Source organism: Daejeonella rubra (genome assembly GCF_900103545.1).
Lineage (GTDB): Bacteria > Bacteroidota > Bacteroidia > Sphingobacteriales > Sphingobacteriaceae > Daejeonella > Daejeonella rubra.
Map to the genome: position 1 here is coordinate 46,665 of NZ_FNHH01000021.1, position 19,571 is coordinate 66,235.

General features: G+C 39.0%; 17 protein-coding genes. 13 read left to right on the top strand and 4 right to left on the bottom strand.

The window, feature by feature from the left end; translation table 11 throughout:
- Positions 1–22 precede the first annotated feature (22 nt).
- The 3 genes from BLR27_RS13480 (at position 23) to BLR27_RS13490 (ending at position 3,890) form a co-directional block, all read left to right on the top strand.
- Entirely contained in the window at positions 23–1,324 is a 1,302-nt protein-coding gene (locus tag BLR27_RS13480; protein ID WP_090705701.1) for a UDP-N-acetylmuramoyl-tripeptide--D-alanyl-D-alanine ligase, read from the top strand.
- A 111-nt stretch (positions 1,325–1,435) separates the two neighbouring features.
- Complete coding sequence (locus BLR27_RS13485) at positions 1,436–3,253, top strand: sensor histidine kinase (RefSeq protein WP_090705703.1); 1,818 nt, start codon at positions 1,436–1,438, stop codon at positions 3,251–3,253.
- Position 3,254: 1 nt separating this feature from the next.
- Positions 3,255–3,890 carry a response regulator gene (locus tag BLR27_RS13490; RefSeq protein ID WP_090705705.1) on the top strand — a complete coding sequence of 212 codons (636 nt, stop codon included), beginning with the start codon at positions 3,255–3,257 and terminating at the stop codon, positions 3,888–3,890.
- A gap of 195 nt (positions 3,891–4,085) precedes the next feature.
- Here the strand turns inward: BLR27_RS13490 and BLR27_RS13500 are convergent, their stop codons facing one another.
- From BLR27_RS13500 to BLR27_RS13510, 3 genes are read right to left on the bottom strand one after another with little or no spacing between them, the layout of a single operon-like run.
- Positions 4,086–4,562, bottom strand: coding sequence for a gliding motility lipoprotein GldH (locus tag BLR27_RS13500; RefSeq protein ID WP_090705708.1), 477 nt, complete (start codon positions 4,560–4,562; stop codon positions 4,086–4,088).
- 6 nt (positions 4,563–4,568) lie between these two features.
- Positions 4,569–5,900 (bottom strand): PSP1 domain-containing protein, encoded by a 1,332-nt coding sequence (locus BLR27_RS13505; protein WP_090705710.1) that lies wholly within the window; start codon positions 5,898–5,900, stop codon positions 4,569–4,571.
- A gap of 2 nt (positions 5,901–5,902) precedes the next feature.
- Positions 5,903–7,048: a DNA polymerase III subunit gene (locus BLR27_RS13510; protein ID WP_090705711.1), complete on the bottom strand. Its 1,146-nt coding sequence runs from the start codon at positions 7,046–7,048 to the stop codon at positions 5,903–5,905.
- A gap of 237 nt (positions 7,049–7,285) precedes the next feature.
- Between BLR27_RS13510 and BLR27_RS13515 the strand changes: the two genes are divergently transcribed.
- The 8 genes from BLR27_RS13515 to BLR27_RS13550 all read left to right on the top strand — a co-directional run bounded on the left by BLR27_RS13515 (position 7,286) and on the right by BLR27_RS13550 (position 13,604).
- A complete protein-coding gene (locus BLR27_RS13515; RefSeq protein ID WP_221406343.1) occupies positions 7,286–8,713 on the top strand; it encodes a pyridoxal phosphate-dependent decarboxylase family protein in 1,428 nt (475 codons plus the stop codon).
- A 61-nt stretch (positions 8,714–8,774) separates the two neighbouring features.
- Positions 8,775–9,194: a Holliday junction resolvase RuvX gene (gene ruvX, locus BLR27_RS13520; protein ID WP_090705713.1), complete on the top strand. Its 420-nt coding sequence runs from the start codon at positions 8,775–8,777 to the stop codon at positions 9,192–9,194.
- 36 nt (positions 9,195–9,230) lie between these two features.
- Positions 9,231–9,869, top strand: a complete 639-nt coding sequence (locus BLR27_RS13525; protein WP_090705714.1) for an O-methyltransferase — start codon at positions 9,231–9,233, stop codon at positions 9,867–9,869.
- An 87-nt stretch (positions 9,870–9,956) separates the two neighbouring features.
- The gene (locus tag BLR27_RS13530; protein WP_090705736.1) at positions 9,957–10,802 is read left to right on the top strand and encodes a glucosaminidase domain-containing protein; all 846 of its coding nucleotides are present in this window, start codon (positions 9,957–9,959) and stop codon (positions 10,800–10,802) included.
- A 55-nt stretch (positions 10,803–10,857) separates the two neighbouring features.
- Positions 10,858–11,610: a hypothetical protein gene (locus BLR27_RS13535; RefSeq protein ID WP_090705716.1), complete on the top strand. Its 753-nt coding sequence runs from the start codon at positions 10,858–10,860 to the stop codon at positions 11,608–11,610.
- A gap of 2 nt (positions 11,611–11,612) precedes the next feature.
- Positions 11,613–11,948: a hypothetical protein gene (locus BLR27_RS13540; protein WP_221406344.1), complete on the top strand. Its 336-nt coding sequence runs from the start codon at positions 11,613–11,615 to the stop codon at positions 11,946–11,948.
- Between the two features lie 52 nt (positions 11,949–12,000).
- A complete protein-coding gene (locus tag BLR27_RS13545) occupies positions 12,001–13,005 on the top strand; it encodes a DUF3078 domain-containing protein (protein ID WP_245704519.1) in 1,005 nt (334 codons plus the stop codon).
- A 77-nt stretch (positions 13,006–13,082) separates the two neighbouring features.
- Entirely contained in the window at positions 13,083–13,604 is a 522-nt protein-coding gene (locus tag BLR27_RS13550) for a hypothetical protein (protein ID WP_143007751.1), read from the top strand.
- A 47-nt stretch (positions 13,605–13,651) separates the two neighbouring features.
- Here BLR27_RS13550 and BLR27_RS13555 read toward each other — a convergent pair whose 3' ends face one another.
- Positions 13,652–16,084: a DUF5916 domain-containing protein gene (locus tag BLR27_RS13555; RefSeq protein WP_090705720.1), complete on the bottom strand. Its 2,433-nt coding sequence runs from the start codon at positions 16,082–16,084 to the stop codon at positions 13,652–13,654.
- 182 nt (positions 16,085–16,266) lie between these two features.
- Between BLR27_RS13555 and ffh the strand changes: the two genes are divergently transcribed.
- Together ffh and BLR27_RS13565 are read left to right on the top strand one after the other, a co-directional pair.
- Positions 16,267–17,607 (top strand): signal recognition particle protein, encoded by a 1,341-nt coding sequence (gene ffh, locus BLR27_RS13560; RefSeq protein WP_090705721.1) that lies wholly within the window; start codon positions 16,267–16,269, stop codon positions 17,605–17,607.
- Between the two features lie 125 nt (positions 17,608–17,732).
- Positions 17,733–18,929 (top strand): hypothetical protein, encoded by a 1,197-nt coding sequence (locus BLR27_RS13565; RefSeq protein WP_090705723.1) that lies wholly within the window; start codon positions 17,733–17,735, stop codon positions 18,927–18,929.
- Positions 18,930–19,571: the final 642 nt, after the last annotated feature.

The window sequence follows — 19,571 nt, forward strand, 5'->3', positions numbered from 1 at the left end:
ATATTGTATCAAGCTATATATCATGACAACGGAGCAATTATACCAGATTTACTTAAAACATCCCCAAATCTGTACTGACACGAGGAAAATCACAGATTCCAGTCTGTTTTTTGCACTCAGAGGAGATAATTTTGATGGAAATAAATTTGCTCTACAGGCTATTGAAAATGGTGCAGCATTCTCTGTTATTGATAATGCGGAATATGCATTAGATGATCGATTCATTCTTGTAGATGATGTTCTGGAAACCCTACAGAATCTGGCCCGCTTACATCGTAAACAATTGAAGATCCCGGTCATCGGTATAACGGGAACAAACGGAAAAACCACAACCAAAGAACTGGTCAAATCTGTTCTCTCACAACAATTCAACACCTTTGCAACCGAGGGCAACCTAAATAATCATATTGGAGTACCATTAAGTATACTATCTGTACCTTCTGACTGCGAAATTGCAATTATTGAAATGGGTGCCAATCACCAGCGGGAAATTGCATTTTTATGCAGCATTGCTCAACCAAGCCATGGAATGATCACCAATGTAGGAAAGGCACATTTGGAGGGATTTGGCGGAGTTGAAGGGGTAAAGATTGGTAAAGGTGAACTTTATGAATTTCTATCGAAAACTGGCGGAATTGGATTTATCAATAATGACAATCCGACACTTATCACTATGGCTCACGAAAGAGGCCTCAAAAATACAGTAGGGTATGGAAAAGGAAGTACTAACTTCCTTTCAGTACGTCTAAAAAACTCATCCCCATACCTCAGCGTCGATTGGAATCTTCCCGGAGAACCTAAGCAAATGGCCTTTTCAAATTTACCAGGCATCTATAATTTTGATAATATTAGTGCGGCTATTTGTATCGGCGGCTATTTTAATCTTAGTCCTGAAAAGATCAATAAAGGAATCAATGCATACAAACCTGTAAATAACAGGTCGCAGATACTTGAAACACCAAACAACACCATTATCTGTGATTATTATAATGCTAACCCTAGCAGTATGATGGTAGCACTGGAAAATCTGGAAGATACGGGGGCAAAATCTAAAGTCCTGATTCTTGGGGATATGTTTGAACTTGGAGAGGAATCTGCAAAAGAACATCGCTTAATCCTTGAAAAAGCATTACATACAAAAGCTGAAAGAAGAATATTTGTTGGAGAGGAATTCTTCAGGCTGAAAGGTATTGAAGATGCCGAATTTTACAGGAACACCCCGGAAGCATCTGAAGCTCTTAATAAACGACCAATCAAACAATCCACCATTCTATTAAAAGGATCACGGGGAATGAAGCTTGAAAGTTTGCTCGATCTATTATAATCTGTTTTTGGGAATAATTTTTACTATCCCGGTTAAAGAAAACAGATATTAGAGAATGGTTCAGTATGTTTAGTATTATTTAAGCAACAAGGATTTAATAAAATTTTACGGATGAGAAAATTTGCATCTCTGATATTCATATTTTTTATTTCATACAGCGCCCTTGCATCTGATATATACATCCTTGAAGACAAAGCCCGCAATTTAAATTCCAAACAGGTTCAGCAATTATTTTTGGCTGGAAAGTTCAGTAGGCTTCCTGAAAGGAATTTCAACCCGGGATTTACAAAGTCTGTTTTTTGGCTGGCAATCAGGGCAAATGCCAATGATTCCAACCAAAAACTTATTATTGGCAATGCCCACATTAACAGGCTCCATTTTTATATTTCAACTAGTTCGGGCTCTGTACTAAAATATACCACAGGTGATTATTTTCCATTTAAACAAAGACCTATAATACACCACCTGTTCAATTTTCCCCTAGAAGGAAAAGTGGGAGATTTATACCTCCTGAGGGTTGATAAAAATGGTGAATCCCTTCAGTTACATGCTGAAATTCTTCCCAATGTCCTCTTCTATCAGAAAACCATGAATGAAAATCTGATTACAGGATTATTGTGGGGAATAATTGTATTGGTAATTGTTTTTGGGTGTTTCCTTTATATCACTGTAAGAGAAAAGCTGTATCTCTATTATGTTCTTTACATCATAACCGGAAGTTTATGGATCATTGCAGATAAAGGCTATGGTTATCAATACTTATGGCCTGATTTTCCCGATTTTGCAAGCCGGGCAAGGCCCATTTTCACCTCACTCTCCTCCTTAATGCTATTACAGTTCATGCAGGTTTTTATTGGGCAGGGTAAAGAAAGTCGTTTTTATAAACCAATTTGGATTGCAAAAGTTGGATTACTCCTTATAGCAATTCTATTTATTTTCTTACCCATTGAGGCAAAAACCAATGGTTTTCTATTTTTAGGAATTCTAAGTCTGGCAGGTCTCAGTACTCAGATATTAATTGCTCTGAGCCTGGTAGAAAAAATTCGTCAGAAAAACCCCCAGGCATGGTATTATTTATTTTCCATATCCGCACTGATCACCTTTTCCATCACTGAATTATTAGTTCATAGTGGGGGTTCCGGACCTCAGCTTAATTATTTATCAAATTATGGTATACAAACAGGACTGGTAATTGAAGTGATCATTTTGAATTTCGGCCTCGCAAACAGGTTTAATGCCTACAAAAATGAAAAGGAAATACTATTACTGGAAGTAAATAAAAAACAAAAAGAGCTAACTGACCGTATAATTGAAACTCAGGAGCTGGAGAGGAAGAAAATTGCTGATCAGCTGCATGACGATATTAGTTCTTTGCTTTCCCTGGCTAGCTTGCAGGTGTCATCAGTCCTTGACAATATCAATAGTGAAACATCTGTTTTGAAACTTAAAAAAGCTGGAAAAGTTCTGGATTCTGTATCTCAAACAGTTAGAAATATTAGTCACACACTTACCCCTTTAGCTATAGAAAAATATGGGTTTAAGAATGCAATAACCGATCTGATAGAAGGCATTAATTCTGCTGAAAAAATAAGAGTTGAACATATCATGATAGGGTTTGATAACGCTGAAAAATCATTTTTGACAATGCAAAATGACATATACAGAATAATAAAGGAATTACTCAACAACATAATCAAACATTCAGGAGCCAGTCATTGCCTGTTACAGTTAGTTGAAGACGAGGATAGAATTTCAATAATGGTAGAAGATAATGGAATTGGAATGCAAGGTAATACCAGGATAAAAAATGGCATTGGACTGGCAAACATAACAGCCAAAATTAATTATTTTCAAGGCTTAATTGAGATCTCAAAAAAGACTGAGGGCGGTCTTATGATCAACATAGAAATACCGATAAAAACTAACTAAAATGCCGAAGCTGATTATTGCCGATGATCATCAATTGTTGATTGAGGGTTTAATATCTATACTGTCTGAAGTTAAAGATCTGGAGATCCTTAATCCGGTTAACAATGGTAATCAGTTAATCAACAGTTTGATCTTAAATCCGGCAGACATAGTATTACTTGACCTGAATATGCCAAAGCTTGATGGCATAAAAACCCTTGCTATCTTAAGAAGAGATTTTCCGGATCTGAAGGTCATTATTTTAACAAATTATGATCAGCCTCAGTTAATCGAAGAAGTGAAAAAGCTTGGAGCTCATGGTTATTTGCTTAAGAACAGTCCTTCATTTATTTTAAAAGATGCAATTGCCAAAGTAAATCAGGGAGAATTTTATTTTGAGGATAGGGTTCTCCCTGAAAAGGATAACAGCCCTTATTTTATTGATGATTTTATGAAAAAATACCAGCTTACCAAGCGTGAGGTGGAAATCATAAAAATGATAGCTAAGGAACTTACAAGTAAAGAAATTGGTGATAGCCTTTTTATAAGTGAGTTTACAGTCAGTACTCACAGGAGAAATATCATGAAAAAATTAAATTCAAAAAATGTTGCCGGCTTGCTTAAGTTTGCCCGCCAGCATGGCCTGGCAGATGCCTGAACTATTCAGCCTTTTCTTTCAGGGTTTTCCTGTAACGCTGAAGAAAAAATATAATCGGAGCGCAAACAAAAGCAATCACATAAAGAGGATGCCCCGAATCAAGCAACAACACTGAAGACAGACAAAAAACGATCAGGAAGATAGTTAACCAGATAAAATATCTGCTTAAAAGGAATCGCTTAAAAATATTCATAATTACAAAGCTTTTACAACACGAATTCCCGCATCGCTTACATGATCCAGAGGATTATCTCTCATATTCTGTTCAAGCTCAAATATATAGGTGCCTTTTACAGGAAATTTATAATTCTCTTTGAAGCTGATCTGATAACTATAAGTGTTTCCTGAGCCGCTTCCAAGCCATTCTCCGTCGGGCAATGCCAGTTTGAACTCTTTGCGTTCTGTAGACTTCTTCCCATCCGGGCCAATGATATGTATGAGAATAAAGATATTTGAATACTTATAATCTGCTGTATGCCGCAGATTCAGGTACAGATTATAAGGAATATCTGTTGATTCGATCTTCACAGGAATTCTTATCTTTTCAGTATAACTCCAGTTACGCTTGTCAAGTTCAACATTGGTATCTACAACAGTTACAGAGTCCTGGCAGGAGCTAAGTCCCAGCATCAGAAATGACATATATAAAAACAATATTTTAATCTGCTTCATTTTCTACTATTCTGCAGGCCGCTCACGGTTATTATTATTTCTATTATTTTTTCTTCGCTTATTGTTTTTGCTTGTACCGGCCGGACGTTCTGCTGCTGGTTCAGCAGGCTTGTTGACCTGTGACGGATTTGGCCTGGCCACTTGTTTAACCTGCTGGGGAGATGCAACTGCCTCAGCCTGTGGATTCGCTGGTCCTTTAGGTTTATTCCCTTTTTTGCGATTGTTCTTCTTGTTCCTTCCACCCTTATTATCAAGGCGGGTTAAACTATCCTGACCAACAACATTTTCATAGTCAAATACTTTAGCAACAATCGGCTTATCCTCTTCAGGAACTTCTTCTTTAAGGAATTCAGGTTTAATCCCTTCCTTATTTAATTTCTGAACTTCTTTAACCCTTGATATATCCAGTGCTATCCAATTTTCATCATTTGGATAACTAAACCACATCAATTTTTTAAATATGTCTGTTTTCTGATGTCTTACTGTGCCTGTCATTGTTTCCAGACGCTCTACATTATCCGGAATATCTTTCAGAGCATCCATATAGGTATCGAGCTCATAGTTGAGGCAGCACTTTAATTTACCGCATTGCCCTGCAAGCTTGAGGGTATTCAAAGAAAGGTTTTGGTATCTGGCAGCAGAGGTTGAAACGGTTTTAAAATCTGTTAACCAGGTTGAACAGCAAAGTTCGCGGCCACATGATCCAATACCACCTAAACGACTGGCTTCCTGCCGCATCCCGATCTGCCGCATTTCTATACGTATACGGAAGGTTTCAGCCATTTTTTTAATGAGTTCTCTGAAATCAACACGTCCCTCAGCAGTATAATAAAATGTAGCCTTTGTCCTGTCGCCCTGATAATCCACATCGCTCAGTTTCATTGCCAGGCCAAGCTCTTTAGCTAAAACCCTGGATTTATGCATGGTTTCAAATTCAAGATCTTTTGAAACCTTCCATTTATCAACATCAGTTGGGGTAGCTTTACGATAGATCTTTTTAACTACATCTTCCGTCCGAACATGTCTTTTCTTAAGCTGCATTCGAACCAATTCGCCTGTTAATGAAACGTGGCCAATATCATAGCCTCCTGTTGTAGTTTCAACAGCAACAAGCTCACCAGCCTCAAGATAAAGGTTTTCTGTATTGAGATAGAACTCTTTTCTGGAGCCCTTAAATTTAATTTCGATGATATTAAATGGTTTATAATTAGAGGGCATATCCATATGTGACAGCCAGTCATAAACATCTAATTTACTGCAACCATTGGTAAGACAAGAGCCATTACTCTTGCATCCGGCAGGGGCACAGCCACCTGTTGAACAACTTCCACATCCCATATCTAATTCAATATATATTGAGTCCCCGCAGGGAGCGTATTAAACTTTAAAATTTTAACGAATTGTAAAGATACATCTAAAAATAAAATTTTAGGATTCGCATTACGTTCAATGTGATAATGAGCCTTTTCCAACTCATTTACAAGTGCCTCAGCTTTTGCAAGATCCAGGTGTTTGCTGAAATTTTTAACAAAATCCAATTCTGAGGACTGCAGATGTACTAATTCTTCTGCACCTGAAATCATCATGATACACTCCCTTATCAGGTGTATTCCATATCGAAGCATGTTCTTTTGATTTTCACGTCCAAGTTTAGATGCTTCATCAACAAATAAAAAGATCTGGCTTCCTTTATCCGCAAATGTCATCCGCATCCATGAAGAAAAGAGTCGAAAATCGTCGCTTTCATCTTCTTTTAAAAAATTTAATGCGGTTTGAAGATTTCCTTCACTCAAATAGGCGATCCTGGTGGCCTGCGTCTCCGGAATATCCTTATTTTGGACCAGATATTCTACGATATCCTGTTTGCTGAGTGCCGGAATTTTAACCAGCTGTGTTCTTGAAATGATCGTGTTTAAAATCTGATCCTGACTTTTTGAAACCAAAATGATCAGGGTTTTTTCTGCGGGTTCCTCCAGTGTTTTTAACAACCTGTTTCCTTCATTCTTTAAGTATTCAGGTAGCCAAACGATCATTGTTTTATACTCTGATTCGAACGGTTTAAGCGATAATCTATGCAGAATATTCAAACACTCTGCTTTATTGATATTCGGCTGCTTGTTTTGAGCATCCAGCCGGTGCCTCCACTCATCAAGGTCAAAATAAGGGTTACTCAAAACAAGATCCCTCCATTCTTCCAGATCTGCCAGAGAATCCTCCTTATCTCCGCCTCTGAAAAAAGGATATGAAAAATGAAGATCGGGATGAATGAGTTTATTATACTTTCTGCAGGATGAACAATTACCGCAGCTGTCTGCCTCCTGACGGTCGGTACAGGAAATAAATTGTGCATAAGCCAATGCAAGTGCAAAGTTTCCGGAACCATCCGGGCCCAGAAATAATTGCGCATGACTTACCCGGTTTTCATTAACCGATTGAATTAATTGTTCCTTAACTTCTTTCTGACCAATAATTTCACGAAACAGCATGGTGCAAAATAAGAAAAATAATGTTTTTCAACAGATGTTCTTTAGGAAGCCGGTTCATGATGAAAAGATCCGGATCCTTTCTAATCCCCAATATTTTGTTTAACTCTATAGGATATGGATTAGCGGAAAAGTTATGCTTAACACCCAAACTGGTGGTTAATCGTTGAAGTCCCGGCAAATTTTGCCATTCAGGTTCAAAAAAAACTTAGTTTTGCCTCAACCAATTATTAAATTCCATTGAAAACTGATAAAACTGTAAGATTAGATCTTTCCAGGAAAGAAATGCAAGACTTTGGCTACAAGGTTGTTGATGCGATTGTTGATCATTTTGAAACACAGGATCAAAAACTTCCGGTAGCTATTGCCAGCAGAAAGGAAATTGATGCCCTTTTTTGTGAAGAGGCGCCCGAAAACCCAATGGCTGCTGATGATGTTTTGAAGTTTGTTCTGGAAAATGTCATGACCAACAGTAATATCATGACCCATCCAAAATCTTATGCATTTGTACCAGGCCCCAGCAATTATATAAGTGTGATGTCTGATACACTGGCTACAGGTTTTAACATTTTCGCAGGCGGATGGGTAGGTTCTCCGGCAGCAGCGGGTGTTGAGATCAATACGCTGAACTGGATGCTGAAACTTTTTAATTTCCAAGTAAAAAAAGGTGGAGGGATCTTTACCAGCGGAGGATCCATGGCAAATCTAACAGCCCTGGCTACTGCACGGAAAGTGAAATGCGGTGATGACTTTTCAAAAGCGATCATTTATTTATCCGATCAGGCGCATTCATCCAACATAAAAGCTATCAATATACTTGGCTTTAAAAAGGAACAGGTCAGGATCATTCCAACCGATATGGAATTCAAGTTTTCGATCAATAAACTTAAAAATGCGATAGCAAAAGATAAGATCGAAGGATTTCAGCCCTTTTGTATGATCGCTTCATCAGGAACAACCAATACAGGCACTGTTGATCCTTTGGAAGAGCTGTCCAGGATCTGTAAGAAAGAAAACATCTGGCTGCATGTGGATGGTGCATATGGAGCAGCGGCGATTCTATCAAAAAATGGTAAAAAATTGCTTAAGGGAATCGAAAAAGCAGATTCACTAACCGTTGATCCACACAAATGGCTCTTCCAGCCCTATGAAATTGGATGCCTTTTGGTACAAAATCATAAATGGCTGAGCGGTACTTTCACTGAAAAACCGGTCTACCTGCGGGATATTGAGGGTAACCAATCGGAAATAAATTTTTACGATCACGGCATTGAGCTAACAAGACATTTCAGAGCGTTGAAGTTCTATATGTCCATTAAAACCTTCGGCCTGCAAGCGTTCAGAAAAGCAATCGATTATAGCATTGAACTCGCCGAGGAAGTAGAAGCAGAATTAAGGCAAAGCAATAAATGGGAGGTTATCTCACCTGCAACGCTTGCAATAATTAATTTCAGGTATAATACTGTAGAAGAAAAGTTATCTGAAAAGAAGCTTGACGAAATCAATCAAAAAATATCTGCAAAAATGATGGCATCCGGAGAGGCTCTGCTCGTGACCACTATTTTACAGGGTCAGGTGGTGTTGAGAATGTGCCTGATCAATCCAAGAACAACTATTGAAGATGTAAAAAACACCCTGGCACTATGCGAGATGTTCGCGTTGGAATAAACAAATGCTCATTTAATATCGCTTAATCCTATATTTGCTTCTGCTCAACATTAACCAGCCTATGCGAGTTCTTGCTTTCGATTATGGTACTAAACGCATTGGAATTGCTGTTACTGATCCCCTGCAGATCATAGCCACCGGCCTGGATACCATTCATCCTAAAGATATTATTGAGTACCTCAAAAAATACCTTGTAAAAGAACAGGTTGAACTTTTTGTAGTCGGTGAACCCAAACAGATGAATGGCAGTCCGTCGCAATCAGCACCGCATATTAAAGGTTTTATCACTACTCTGAACAAGAATTTTCCGGAGATACCCGTCGAGCGCATCGATGAACGATTTACTTCCAAAATGGCATCAGCAGTTGTTGCTCAAAGCGGTTTCAAAAAAACAGACCGGCAAAATAAAGAGCGGTTGGATACCATTTCTGCGACGATCATCCTGCAGACCTATCTGGAGAAAAAAAGCATGGGACTTTAAAAAGGGGCAAAAACTCAAAATACCTATCTTTAAGCCATGGAGCTATTAAGTGAAGAACTAACAAACTATCTGGAAAATTCCTGCGAGCCTGAAAATGACCTGCTCAAGCATATAAACCGCGAAACATACCTCAAGGTTTCTATGCCCCGAATGCTTTCCGGGCATTATCAGGGGAGATTGTTAAGCATGATCAGTAAAATGATCAGCCCTGAAAGAATACTTGAAATAGGCACCTTCACAGGTTATGCTACCCTTTGCCTGGCAGAAGGGCTTAGAGAAAATGGCCGCATCTATACCATAGACATCAATATGGAGTTAGAGGATATGGTCAGATCAAACTTTAAGAGATCAGACCTTGATTCAAAAATAATATACCAGATTGGTGATGCTAAAGAGATCATCCCATCTCTGAATGAAACTTTTGACCTTGTTTTTATTGATGCCGACAAAAAAAATAATGCAACTTATTATAACATGATCATTGATAAGGTACGTTCAGGCGGACTCATCCTGGTAGATAATGTGCTCTGGAGCGGAAAAGTATTAGACCAGGGAGTTTCAGACCAAAAGACATCCTTCATCAATAAATTTAATGAGATGGTTAGTGCAGACCAAAGAGTTGAAAAACTGATCCTGCCTGTAAGGGATGGACTGTTTTTAATCAGAAAGAAATAAATTTAATTTTAAATATATTGATCCCGGATAATAAAATCATGCATTCATTCCCAAATGATCACCTTTTTCAAAAATGAAATTCCTTACATGAAACAATCTTTACTACTACTGATCACTTTCAGCATTTTAACGAGTTCATGCAGTCTGCTAAAAAAAGAAAATTCCGCACCACAAACGCAGGTTAGAAAGCCGGCAGATCCGCCTAAAACCACTGAAAAAGTTATAACCGCAAGTTCTTCCGCAATTAAAAGTCCTGCTTTAAGTTATATCGAACGCTTTAAGAACATTGCCATCAGCGAAATGAATGGTTCGGGCATTCCGGCAAGTATCACATTGGCTCAAGGAATTCTGGAATCAGCAAACGGCAATAGCAGGCTTGCAAAGGAGGCCAATAATCACTTCGGAATAAAATGTACTACAGAATGGAAAGGAAAAACAATATTTCAGGATGATGATAATAAAGATGATTGCTTCAGGGTTTACAGATCACCTGAAGAATCATTCCGGGATCATACTGAATTTCTAAAAAGAAAACGATATGCCCCATTGTTCGAACTTGATAAAAATGACTATCGCGGATGGGCAAACGGACTAAAAACTGCGGGGTATGCCACTAATCCACGATATGCCGAACTATTGATCAGCCTGGTTGAACGGTATGACTTAAGCCGCTTTGACCGGATGGAAAACGAGAGAGAAAAAACAATCAGAGAAGATAAGGTGATGAAGGAGATCGCTATTAATATCCCCACAGAGAAGAAACAAGAGACTATTAAAAGCCCAGTGGTCATGAAAATTTATGAAGTGCGCTCAGGAGATACCCTGACATCTGTTTCCAAACAATTTACACTCAGTGTAGCTGATTTGAAGGTTTTGAATGGCCTGGAAAATTCAAATTTAATACCCGGACAATTACTGCTCGTTTCCAAATAAGTTAAAAATGTTAAAATTGACATTTCTTATTTCCTAAACTCTTAGTTTTATCAGGTTGAAAAAGATCATATACATATTTCTTTTACTTTCATTCCCGCTTTGCGGTTTGCTGGCCCAGGATAAACCGATACAGGGTATCGTTTTTGATATGGATTCGAAGCAGCGTTTAACCCGTGTTTATATTTTTAACACCAGAACCGGCGAAGGATTTTATAATACAACTAAAGGAGAATTTAAAACAAATGCCCGTGAAGGCGATGTTTTAGTAGCTGCATTGCAGGGCTATGGTGTTGATACGGTGAGTATACGTTCAGTAAGTACAGTCCTCTTTTACCTGAAACGGAATACTATCCAGCTGCAGGAAGTGGTGGTCAGAGATAGTTTAGGAACACCCGCAGAACGCTTGCAGGCAACAAAAGAAGAATATAATGCTGCATACAGTAAAGGTGCGGTTGGCAATGTGCTGACCACCGGTGGCAGTAATGGTGGCGGCGGCGCCGGACTCAGCATCAATGCTTTATACAGCTTGCTAAGCCGTGAGGGTAGAAATGCACGCCAACTACAAAAAATTATTGAGCGTGATTACCGGGATGCGATGATCGAATACCGCTTTACCCGAACACTCATTAACAAGGTTACGGGCTTAAACGGCAGCAAACTCCTTGATTATAAACAACAATATAAACCCGGCTATTATTTTATTCTGGAAGCCAACGATTATGAATTGATCGAATATATCAGAAAATCTTACGCTTCTTACCTTGAAAATCCTGCTGCTTATCGTTTACAACCTCTCAATGGGAATTGACGGTGAAATTTATTTTTATAATTCAGCTACGAAAACTTCCTGTTCAGGGTATGGCCATGTTTCCATTTATATTTTTGAAAACAAAAGACCTTAAGCTTGATAAACGGATCATTAATCATGAGCTGATTCATATCAGACAACAATTAGAGCTGCTCATCATCCCATTTTATCTTTTATATTTCCTTAATTACCTGGCAAATTGGATCTATTACCGTGATCATTACCTGGCTTACAGAAATATAGTTTTTGAACGGGAGGCATTTGAAAATGACTTAAAGCCTGGATATTTGAAGAAGCGCAGATTTGCATCCTGGGTCAATTACTTCCGGCAAGTCTAGAAAAAGCTAAAAAACATATCGAAAAGAAGTCTTTTTTGTTTTTCTTTGCTATATGTTAAAGAGCTTGCTGGCACTTGTTTTCATTTTATTGGGATTTACCTCAATTTCTGTTGGGCAAAAAACCGGAGCTGAAGCGGATACGCTTTTATTAAAAGAGCTAAAGCAATATCCCCGCAGAAATACACTCCCGGTAAGACGACCTGTATTATTCCCTGAAGTAGTTACATTGAATGCGGCATCTTCATTGGATGTTAAGGTGAATTACTGGCGTAATCTTACTGCATTCGGACTTAATATCAATCAGGCTTCATTTAGTGATAACTGGGGTGCAGGAGGAGTAAACTCGCTGGCTCTTGGCGGACAATTCTCTTATAAATCTGATTATACCAGGGAGGACAAGAACTATGTTTCTGAGGTTATCCTGCAGTATGGAAAACTCAAGAATAAAGGTCAGCTCTCCCGAAAAACAGTAGATCGTTTATTCTGGGATAATAAAGTTGCACTTAAACTTTCCAAAAGCTGGTATTTCTTCGGGTCTCTCAACTTTGAATCACAGTTTGATATGGGTTACTCCTTTTCAAAGGATGCTCAGGGGAATGAGAAAAGAACACTTCTTTCGAAATTTATGGCACCAGGCTATTTAACAGAATCTTTCGGATTTGAGTATAAACCGGTGAAGCATTTTTTCGTGCGTATAGGTACCGGAACAGCCAGACAAACCTTTGTACTTGACACAACCCTCTATAAAACAAACCCAAAAAACTTCGGTGTGACCCATGGCAAAAGCTTCAGAAATGAGCTCGCTTTCCAGGTGGTGAGCTCATTCGATAAGGAAATAGCCAAAAATCTGACCCTGAAAAGCCGCTATGCATTGTTTGCCAATTATGAGAAACTTTCGAGTATTGATAACAGACTTGACATTACCTTAACCGCCAATGTAAACAGGCTGATCAATGTTTCTCTCTCCGGAATACTTCTTTATGATGATGATACTGCCAACAAGATGCAGGCAAGCCAAACCATGTCATTCGGTTTGGTTTATAAACTCGCGAATTAAATTCTCACTCATTTAAAACAGGTATCTTTGTTTATCATAAGCTTCTGCCTGTGCATATTGTTAATAAAATGACACCTATGAAATATCTGATCTCATTGTTTTTGTTAACCGCTATTTTTTCATCCTGTAAAAAAGATGCGATGCAGTCAGATTTTGACTCAAGCAAAAAAGTCTGGCTGGATTTTAAAAAGTCTGCAAACAATAATTATTCCTATACAGTCACATCGGGATCATGGGCTGGTTTCGGCGACAGTACGATCATTTCTGTGGTAAATGGTACTGTGTCAGGAAGAAAGTATGCGAGTTATACAATTAATGGTCAGACAGGGCAAAAGACACCAAGGGAATCATGGACCGAGACCAAATCCGATTTGAATACCCACCAAAACGGTGCGCAAACGCTAAACCTTGATGCTGTTTATGAAAAAGCTGCAAACGAGTGGCTCAAGGCAGACAAAAAACAGAACACTATTTATTTTGAGGCTAAAAATCAGGGAATGATATCCTCTTGCGGATATGTACCAAACGGTTGCCAGGATGATTGCTTTAATGGAATTACTATAAGCAATATCGCTAAATCGCAACCTCCTGTATTATAAATTGTAATTTCAGAACGTAAAACCTGAACCTAACAAGCTTTCAGGATCTATCTTCTACGCAACTGCAGGTAATCAAGATAGTACAGGATCTTTAATGATACATTATTATTCTGCGGTAAGCCAAGGGTCCTGTCAAAGTTCTGAAAATACCCAAGCCTGTTCTCTGCTTCCATTTCTTGCGAAACATTTTTATAGGCCACGCTCAATTCACTTCCGGGAGCAAAGCGCCATGAATAAACCAGATCTATGTTAAATACATTATAATTGGTGTGGGTCCCCTTGAACTCGTCACCATCATGGCTCTGCAATTCTCCGTCATCTCTCAGAAAATAAAAAGCTTTATTGTTTCGGTTCGACCAGTAATGCCTTCCCCTGATCATAACTCCCATATTACTGTTAAAGGTATAGGTGGCATCAAACATACTTTCAATCGTATTCCTGTCAAATCTGGAAAAAATGATCTCCTTAGCTTTACTAATACCTAGCCATGCAGAATAATCATACTGAGGTTGGGTACTGAAATCTACTCCCAGTGAAAGCCTGTTCTTCACCCGGAAATTCTGGTAAAAACCGGTCACATATCCTACACCATGAAACTGTTCCCTGAGTCGGGCAGAGAAAAACACGCCGGCATTATATTTCCTGATCGGGTTTGACCTCAGTCTGAAATTAGCATAGGTACTGGCCGGAGTGTTGAATTCCTTTCCTGCAACCCTAGGTTCATAAAAATCCTTACCCATAAACTGCCTGTAAAAGTCAACATTCAGGGTCCAGAAATTTTTAAACTCAAAATATCCGCCTGCTGATGCCCTGGACGACTGGAAAGCACGCGGCATAAACCGATGGGTTTGAAAAATCCCCAGATAAGTATTGAAGCGATTAAATATCTTCCCCGGAGTGTAAACGTTATAGCCTATGTCAAAGGAGTTGCTAATGAAGTTATTATTATTAAAATAGCCAAGATCGGTCGGATCAAATTTATTGTCAGTCAGATTAAAGTCGTACCCCCATGTGAAATTTCCACTTTTCTTTCCAGCCCCAAGTTCATAATTAAACCCTGAACTATTTGATCCGCCGGGAACTTCTGCACCCACATGACTAAACTTGCCAGCCCCTGAAATATAATACTTGTTATTACGGTCATTCAGATTTGCTAAAAATGAACTCACATTTGCATCATAGGCTGAACCCTGACGTAAAACATTGGTATTCAAAAAAGTGACAGAACTGTTGTTTTTTAAAGACTGATCAAGTACCAGAATATTATAATTGCTTAATGGATGAGTTTCAATTAGTCGTTCTTCTCCCAAACTGTTTTCAACTGTTGCATATCCGCGTTTAGTGACCGCATTAAAGAAACCCAGACCCAAACCATTTTCTGAACGTCCTGAAATTTTTGTGGCATTGAGTAATTTACTTTCAGAAGGATTCTCTCTGATAGTTTCACCCGGCAGAAGCTTTGAATTTATATTAGCTATAAAAGCAGGATTAGAACCGATCCTTCTGGAGTAAAAAAGATTCCCCTTGTTGAACAATTCGGTTCCTTCGGTAAAGAATTGCCTGTTTTCGTTAAACCTTACTTCAAATGGACTCAGATTAAGAACCTGATTATCCGAACGTATCTGGCCAAAGTCTGGAACAAGGGTCATATCCAATGTAAAGCTTTGACTTATCCCATACTTAATATCCATCCCACCATTGAAAGTACTGCTTGTATTTTTCATACCAGGCTGATTATGAGGATAGTTATTAACCGTAGAGGAGATGTAGGGTGAGAAAGATAATCTTATGGGTGACTTTATCCCTTTTATTCCGTTTAATACACCTCCCTGATTAATGAATCCGCTGATCTTTGGATCTATATTGCTCCAACTGCTTTGCTGATTACTCATATGGCGACGGCGCGTCATATTTAAACCCCACTCCTGAATTTCAGCAGAACCAAAGCGGAGCGCAGAATAAGGGATCTTCAGTTCGGCTGTCCAGCCCAGGCTGTCTATTTTTACCTGACTATCCCACACCGCATCCCAGTTATTGTCCTCATTTCCTGAATTTGAATATTTAGCATCAAACTGAGTACCAGTCGAACTGACATAGAAGCCAAAAGCATTAATACGATCGAGATAGGTATCAAATACAATCCCTAAAAAATCAGAGTTAGCCAGATTATCCCGAGGCATAAGCTCCCTGAAAATACTATCGGGCTCATCATACATTCTGGCACCTATGTAAATGGCTGTATTATCGTAGACTATTTTTACTTCGGTTCTTCTGTTTTCCGTCTCAATACGGCCGGGAACAGGTTTAAACTCAATAAATCTACTTGTGGCTTTCACCTCACTCCACACGCGGTCATTTAAAATACCATCAATTTTGGGTGAATTATCTGTCCGGACCGCAGTAAATTCTTTTACATCCTGAGCAATACAAATATTGCCTAACACCAAAAATATCCCTACCAATATCCACCAGAATTTCATTCTCAAATTATAATCTTGCAAAGAAATTAAATTGTTGTAAAATTCAATGCTTAGCAATGTTAATGTTACTCTATTCTTCCATATTTTAAGATTTTGAATAGTTTCTGGACTGAATCAACAATTATTTTAGACCTATTGTTCAGAAAGCTTAACTTTGCATCAGCTAAAAGCTGATTTATAAGATGTTTGAAAATTTACAGGATAAACTTGACAGAGCCTTTAAGGTATTAAAAGGACAGGGAAGCATTACGGAAATTAACGTGGCCGAAACCATGAAAGAGATACGCAAAGCTCTTCTGGATGCCGACGTTAACTATAAAACTGCCAAAGCATTTACTGATGATGTAAAAGAAAAAGCACTCGGACTCAATGTACTGACCTCTATATCTCCCGGACAGTTACTGACCAAGCTCATGAACGATGAGCTGGCAGTCTTAATGGGCGGAACTGTTGAGGAATTAAATATTTCAGCAAATCCTACGATCATACTGATTGCCGGACTAAACGGTGCGGGTAAGACCACCTTTTCTGGGAAGCTTGCCAATTATCTGCTTACAAAAAAGAATAAGAAGCCTTTATTGGTTGCCGGTGACGTTTATCGTCCTGCGGCGATCGATCAGCTGGAAGTTCTTGGCGGTCAGATCGGGGTTCCGGTTTATACCGACCGTACTTCCAAAGATCCGGTGGCAATTGCAATGGCCGGAATTGCTGAGGCAAAAAAGAACGGACAAAATGTTGTGATCATTGATACCGCCGGTCGTCTGGCTATTGATGAGGGATTGATGAAAGAGATCGCTGAGGTAAAGGCACAAACCAAGCCCCATGAGATCCTGTTTGTGGTCGATTCCATGACCGGACAAGATGCGGTAAATACTGCCAAAGCATTCAACGACCGCCTCGACTTTAGCGGTGTGGTATTGACCAAATTAGATGGTGATACCCGCGGTGGTGCTGCATTATCCATTAAATCAGTTGTAAATAAGCCTATAAAATTCATCGGTACCGGTGAGAAGATGGAAGCGCTGGATGTGTTCTATCCGGATAGGATGGCTAGCCGTATTCTCGGGATGGGCGACGTGGTTTCCCTGGTTGAACGTGCACAGATGCAGTTCGATGAGAAAGAAGCTGCTGAACTTCAGAAAAAGATCCGCAAGAATAAATTCGATTTCAACGATTTCCTGAGTCAGATCCAGCAGATCAAGAAGATGGGTAATATGAAAGATCTGATGGGTATGATCCCGGGTGTGGGGAAAGCCATTAAAGATGTGGAGATCGATGACAATGCGTTTACACCTATTGAATCGATCATCCGCTCCATGACTCCTTATGAGCGCGAAAATCCGGATTCGATCAATCAAAGCCGACGTTCACGAATTGCCAATGGTTCCGGAACCAATATCGCTGAAGTAAATAAGCTGATCAAACAGTTTGAAGATATGCGTAAAGTGATGAAGCAGTTCTCAAACCCTGCTGCCGCTGCCAAAATGATGAAAGGGATGCCGAAAATGCCGTTTGGGAAGTAAATACTATGAGGTTGGTGAAAAACACGAACCTCAGGGAATATTCTTGCCAGTAAATAAAATCTTAACAAACTTTAACATTAACTGATTCCTTTATACTGTAGCTTAGGTTATCTAAACCTGGAATCATGTATAAAATAAAGAATTTTAAATTTCTAGTGTTTTATGTATTTGCCCTTTTTTATTCCCAAAGTTCAATTGCCCAAACCAACGAATTAGGCTTTCATATCAGTCCGGCCGTATTGGCTCCGGCAGAGTTTAACAGAGATACATCGATCGTAAATGCCAGGTCATCAATTGCCAGCTCGGCAGGAATAAGTTTTACTCATTTTTTTAAATCTGGTCTGGGTATCAGAGCCGGAATAAATTTTGGGTACATGAGCTCTAAATTTGACCTCAACACCAGTTATACCCAGGCTTTAGATTTTCCCATTAATCCCTCTACATTTCTGTATAATAGTATTACTTTGGAACCGGTGTTCAGGTTTAAGATCAGTCAATTTAAGCTCGAAACATTTGCAGGGGCTGACCTTCGGCATTTTTATAATAACACACCCGGAAGCTACAGTCTTTCCACCCTGGCTACTTTCAATATCCCTCAGATAAGCAATAACTTTCAGTCAAATGTCTATGCAGGCCTTAGTTATATCATTTCTTTCAAAAAGTCTAATCAACTAAGCATTGGGCTGACCAGAAATTACGGATTGACAAATATTGGTTATGGCAATTTCAGGGCACCATCACAGAATAGTACCTTTCGAACAGGATATCATTCTGTGAGTAATTCTACAGGACTTCGATTACATTACAGTTACAATATGGAAAAAAAGGGGGGTAGGGAAAATACACAGAAAAGTGCTGAAATAACTGGAAAGCGCACAAAAGTGGTCTTCATTGAGGCTCTTGGAAGTGGTGGATTATTTTCGGCCAATTATGATATGCGTTTCAAGCCAGATCAGAATGATGGCTGGGGCTTCAGAGCAGGTATTGGTATTGGTGAAGACCTGCCACTTGAAGTATACAAGGAACGCGAATATTTTGGCTATTATGCAGACAGATATCTTACCATCCCGCTCAATATTAACTACATTATCGGGAAAAGAAGAAGCGGATTTGAGACAGGAATCACTTTAACTCCTGAGCTAACCAGCAGAAAACTTGAAAATGATTCGCAAGTTAAATTATGGACTTTCTTAAATGCAGGTTATCGCTTTCAGCCAATTAAGAAAGGATTACTGATTCGTGCAGCCTGGACACCAGGATTGATTAACAAGAGTTTCTCTCCTCTTTGGGCAGGGGTTTCTTTGGGATATGGTTTTAAATAAATTGATCTGTCTTTACTTTGCAACTTTATCCTCCGGTTGGTGTTTTCACCATACCGGCCATTTAGTGATTTGGTGATTTCTATGACATAAACAAGGAAAAATAAATCCTTAACGAATGTCAATTTAATAAGAGCACACCCAGCACGCATTTGCCAGCGCTGACATTCCTTTCTTTTGAAGGCCTAAAGAAACAAAAGCCCATTTTTTCCCACTCTAATGAGTCCTTTGGACAAGGCAGCTGGCACAATCCAACCGTACACAAAAAGCAAAACACGGGCTGCGTATTACTGAAGGGTAAAACAATGCCCCTCACATCCTCACATAGCCACTTTTTTGCTTTTTGTTTTACTGCTGCTAGTGGAAAAGGCATGACGCCTAAAATCCCGGTTCAATTGAAAGCAGGATTAAAAGAGTTTCAAAATAAAAGATAAAATACAAAATGAAACACAATATCCGTGCGCAGGGATGAAAGAACGGCGGGCCAGGTGTTTTGCCCTCGGCGGTGGAAGCTTCGTTCTTTCTTGATTTTTTGTTGCCTTTTGTTTCAAGTGGCTGTTGCACAACTATTAAGATTATTCTACTAAAAAGTTTTAGGTTTTACGATTTAGCTTTTTAGTGTTAGTATAATTTATACATAATCTT

Excerpts from the sequence above, each read along its gene's own strand:
- BLR27_RS13480 (WP_090705701.1), top strand. The coding sequence starts at position 23 with ATGACAACGGAGCAATTATACCAGATTTACTTAAAACATCCCCAAATC.
- BLR27_RS13485 (WP_090705703.1), top strand. The coding sequence starts at position 1,436 with ATGAGAAAATTTGCATCTCTGATATTCATATTTTTTATTTCATACAGC.
- BLR27_RS13490 (WP_090705705.1), top strand. The coding sequence starts at position 3,255 with ATGCCGAAGCTGATTATTGCCGATGATCATCAATTGTTGATTGAGGGT.
- BLR27_RS13500 (WP_090705708.1), bottom strand. The coding sequence starts at position 4,562 with ATGAAGCAGATTAAAATATTGTTTTTATATATGTCATTTCTGATGCTG.
- BLR27_RS13505 (WP_090705710.1), bottom strand. The coding sequence starts at position 5,900 with ATGGGATGTGGAAGTTGTTCAACAGGTGGCTGTGCCCCTGCCGGATGC.
- BLR27_RS13510 (WP_090705711.1), bottom strand. The coding sequence starts at position 7,048 with ATGCTGTTTCGTGAAATTATTGGTCAGAAAGAAGTTAAGGAACAATTA.
- ruvX (WP_090705713.1), top strand. The coding sequence starts at position 8,775 with ATGCGAGTTCTTGCTTTCGATTATGGTACTAAACGCATTGGAATTGCT.
- BLR27_RS13525 (WP_090705714.1), top strand. The coding sequence starts at position 9,231 with ATGGAGCTATTAAGTGAAGAACTAACAAACTATCTGGAAAATTCCTGC.
- BLR27_RS13530 (WP_090705736.1), top strand. The coding sequence starts at position 9,957 with ATGAAACAATCTTTACTACTACTGATCACTTTCAGCATTTTAACGAGT.
- BLR27_RS13545 (WP_245704519.1), top strand. The coding sequence starts at position 12,001 with ATGTTAAAGAGCTTGCTGGCACTTGTTTTCATTTTATTGGGATTTACC.
- BLR27_RS13550 (WP_143007751.1), top strand. The coding sequence starts at position 13,083 with ATGAAATATCTGATCTCATTGTTTTTGTTAACCGCTATTTTTTCATCC.
- BLR27_RS13555 (WP_090705720.1), bottom strand. The coding sequence starts at position 16,084 with ATGAAATTCTGGTGGATATTGGTAGGGATATTTTTGGTGTTAGGCAAT.
- ffh (WP_090705721.1), top strand. The coding sequence starts at position 16,267 with ATGTTTGAAAATTTACAGGATAAACTTGACAGAGCCTTTAAGGTATTA.
- BLR27_RS13565 (WP_090705723.1), top strand. The coding sequence starts at position 17,733 with ATGTATAAAATAAAGAATTTTAAATTTCTAGTGTTTTATGTATTTGCC.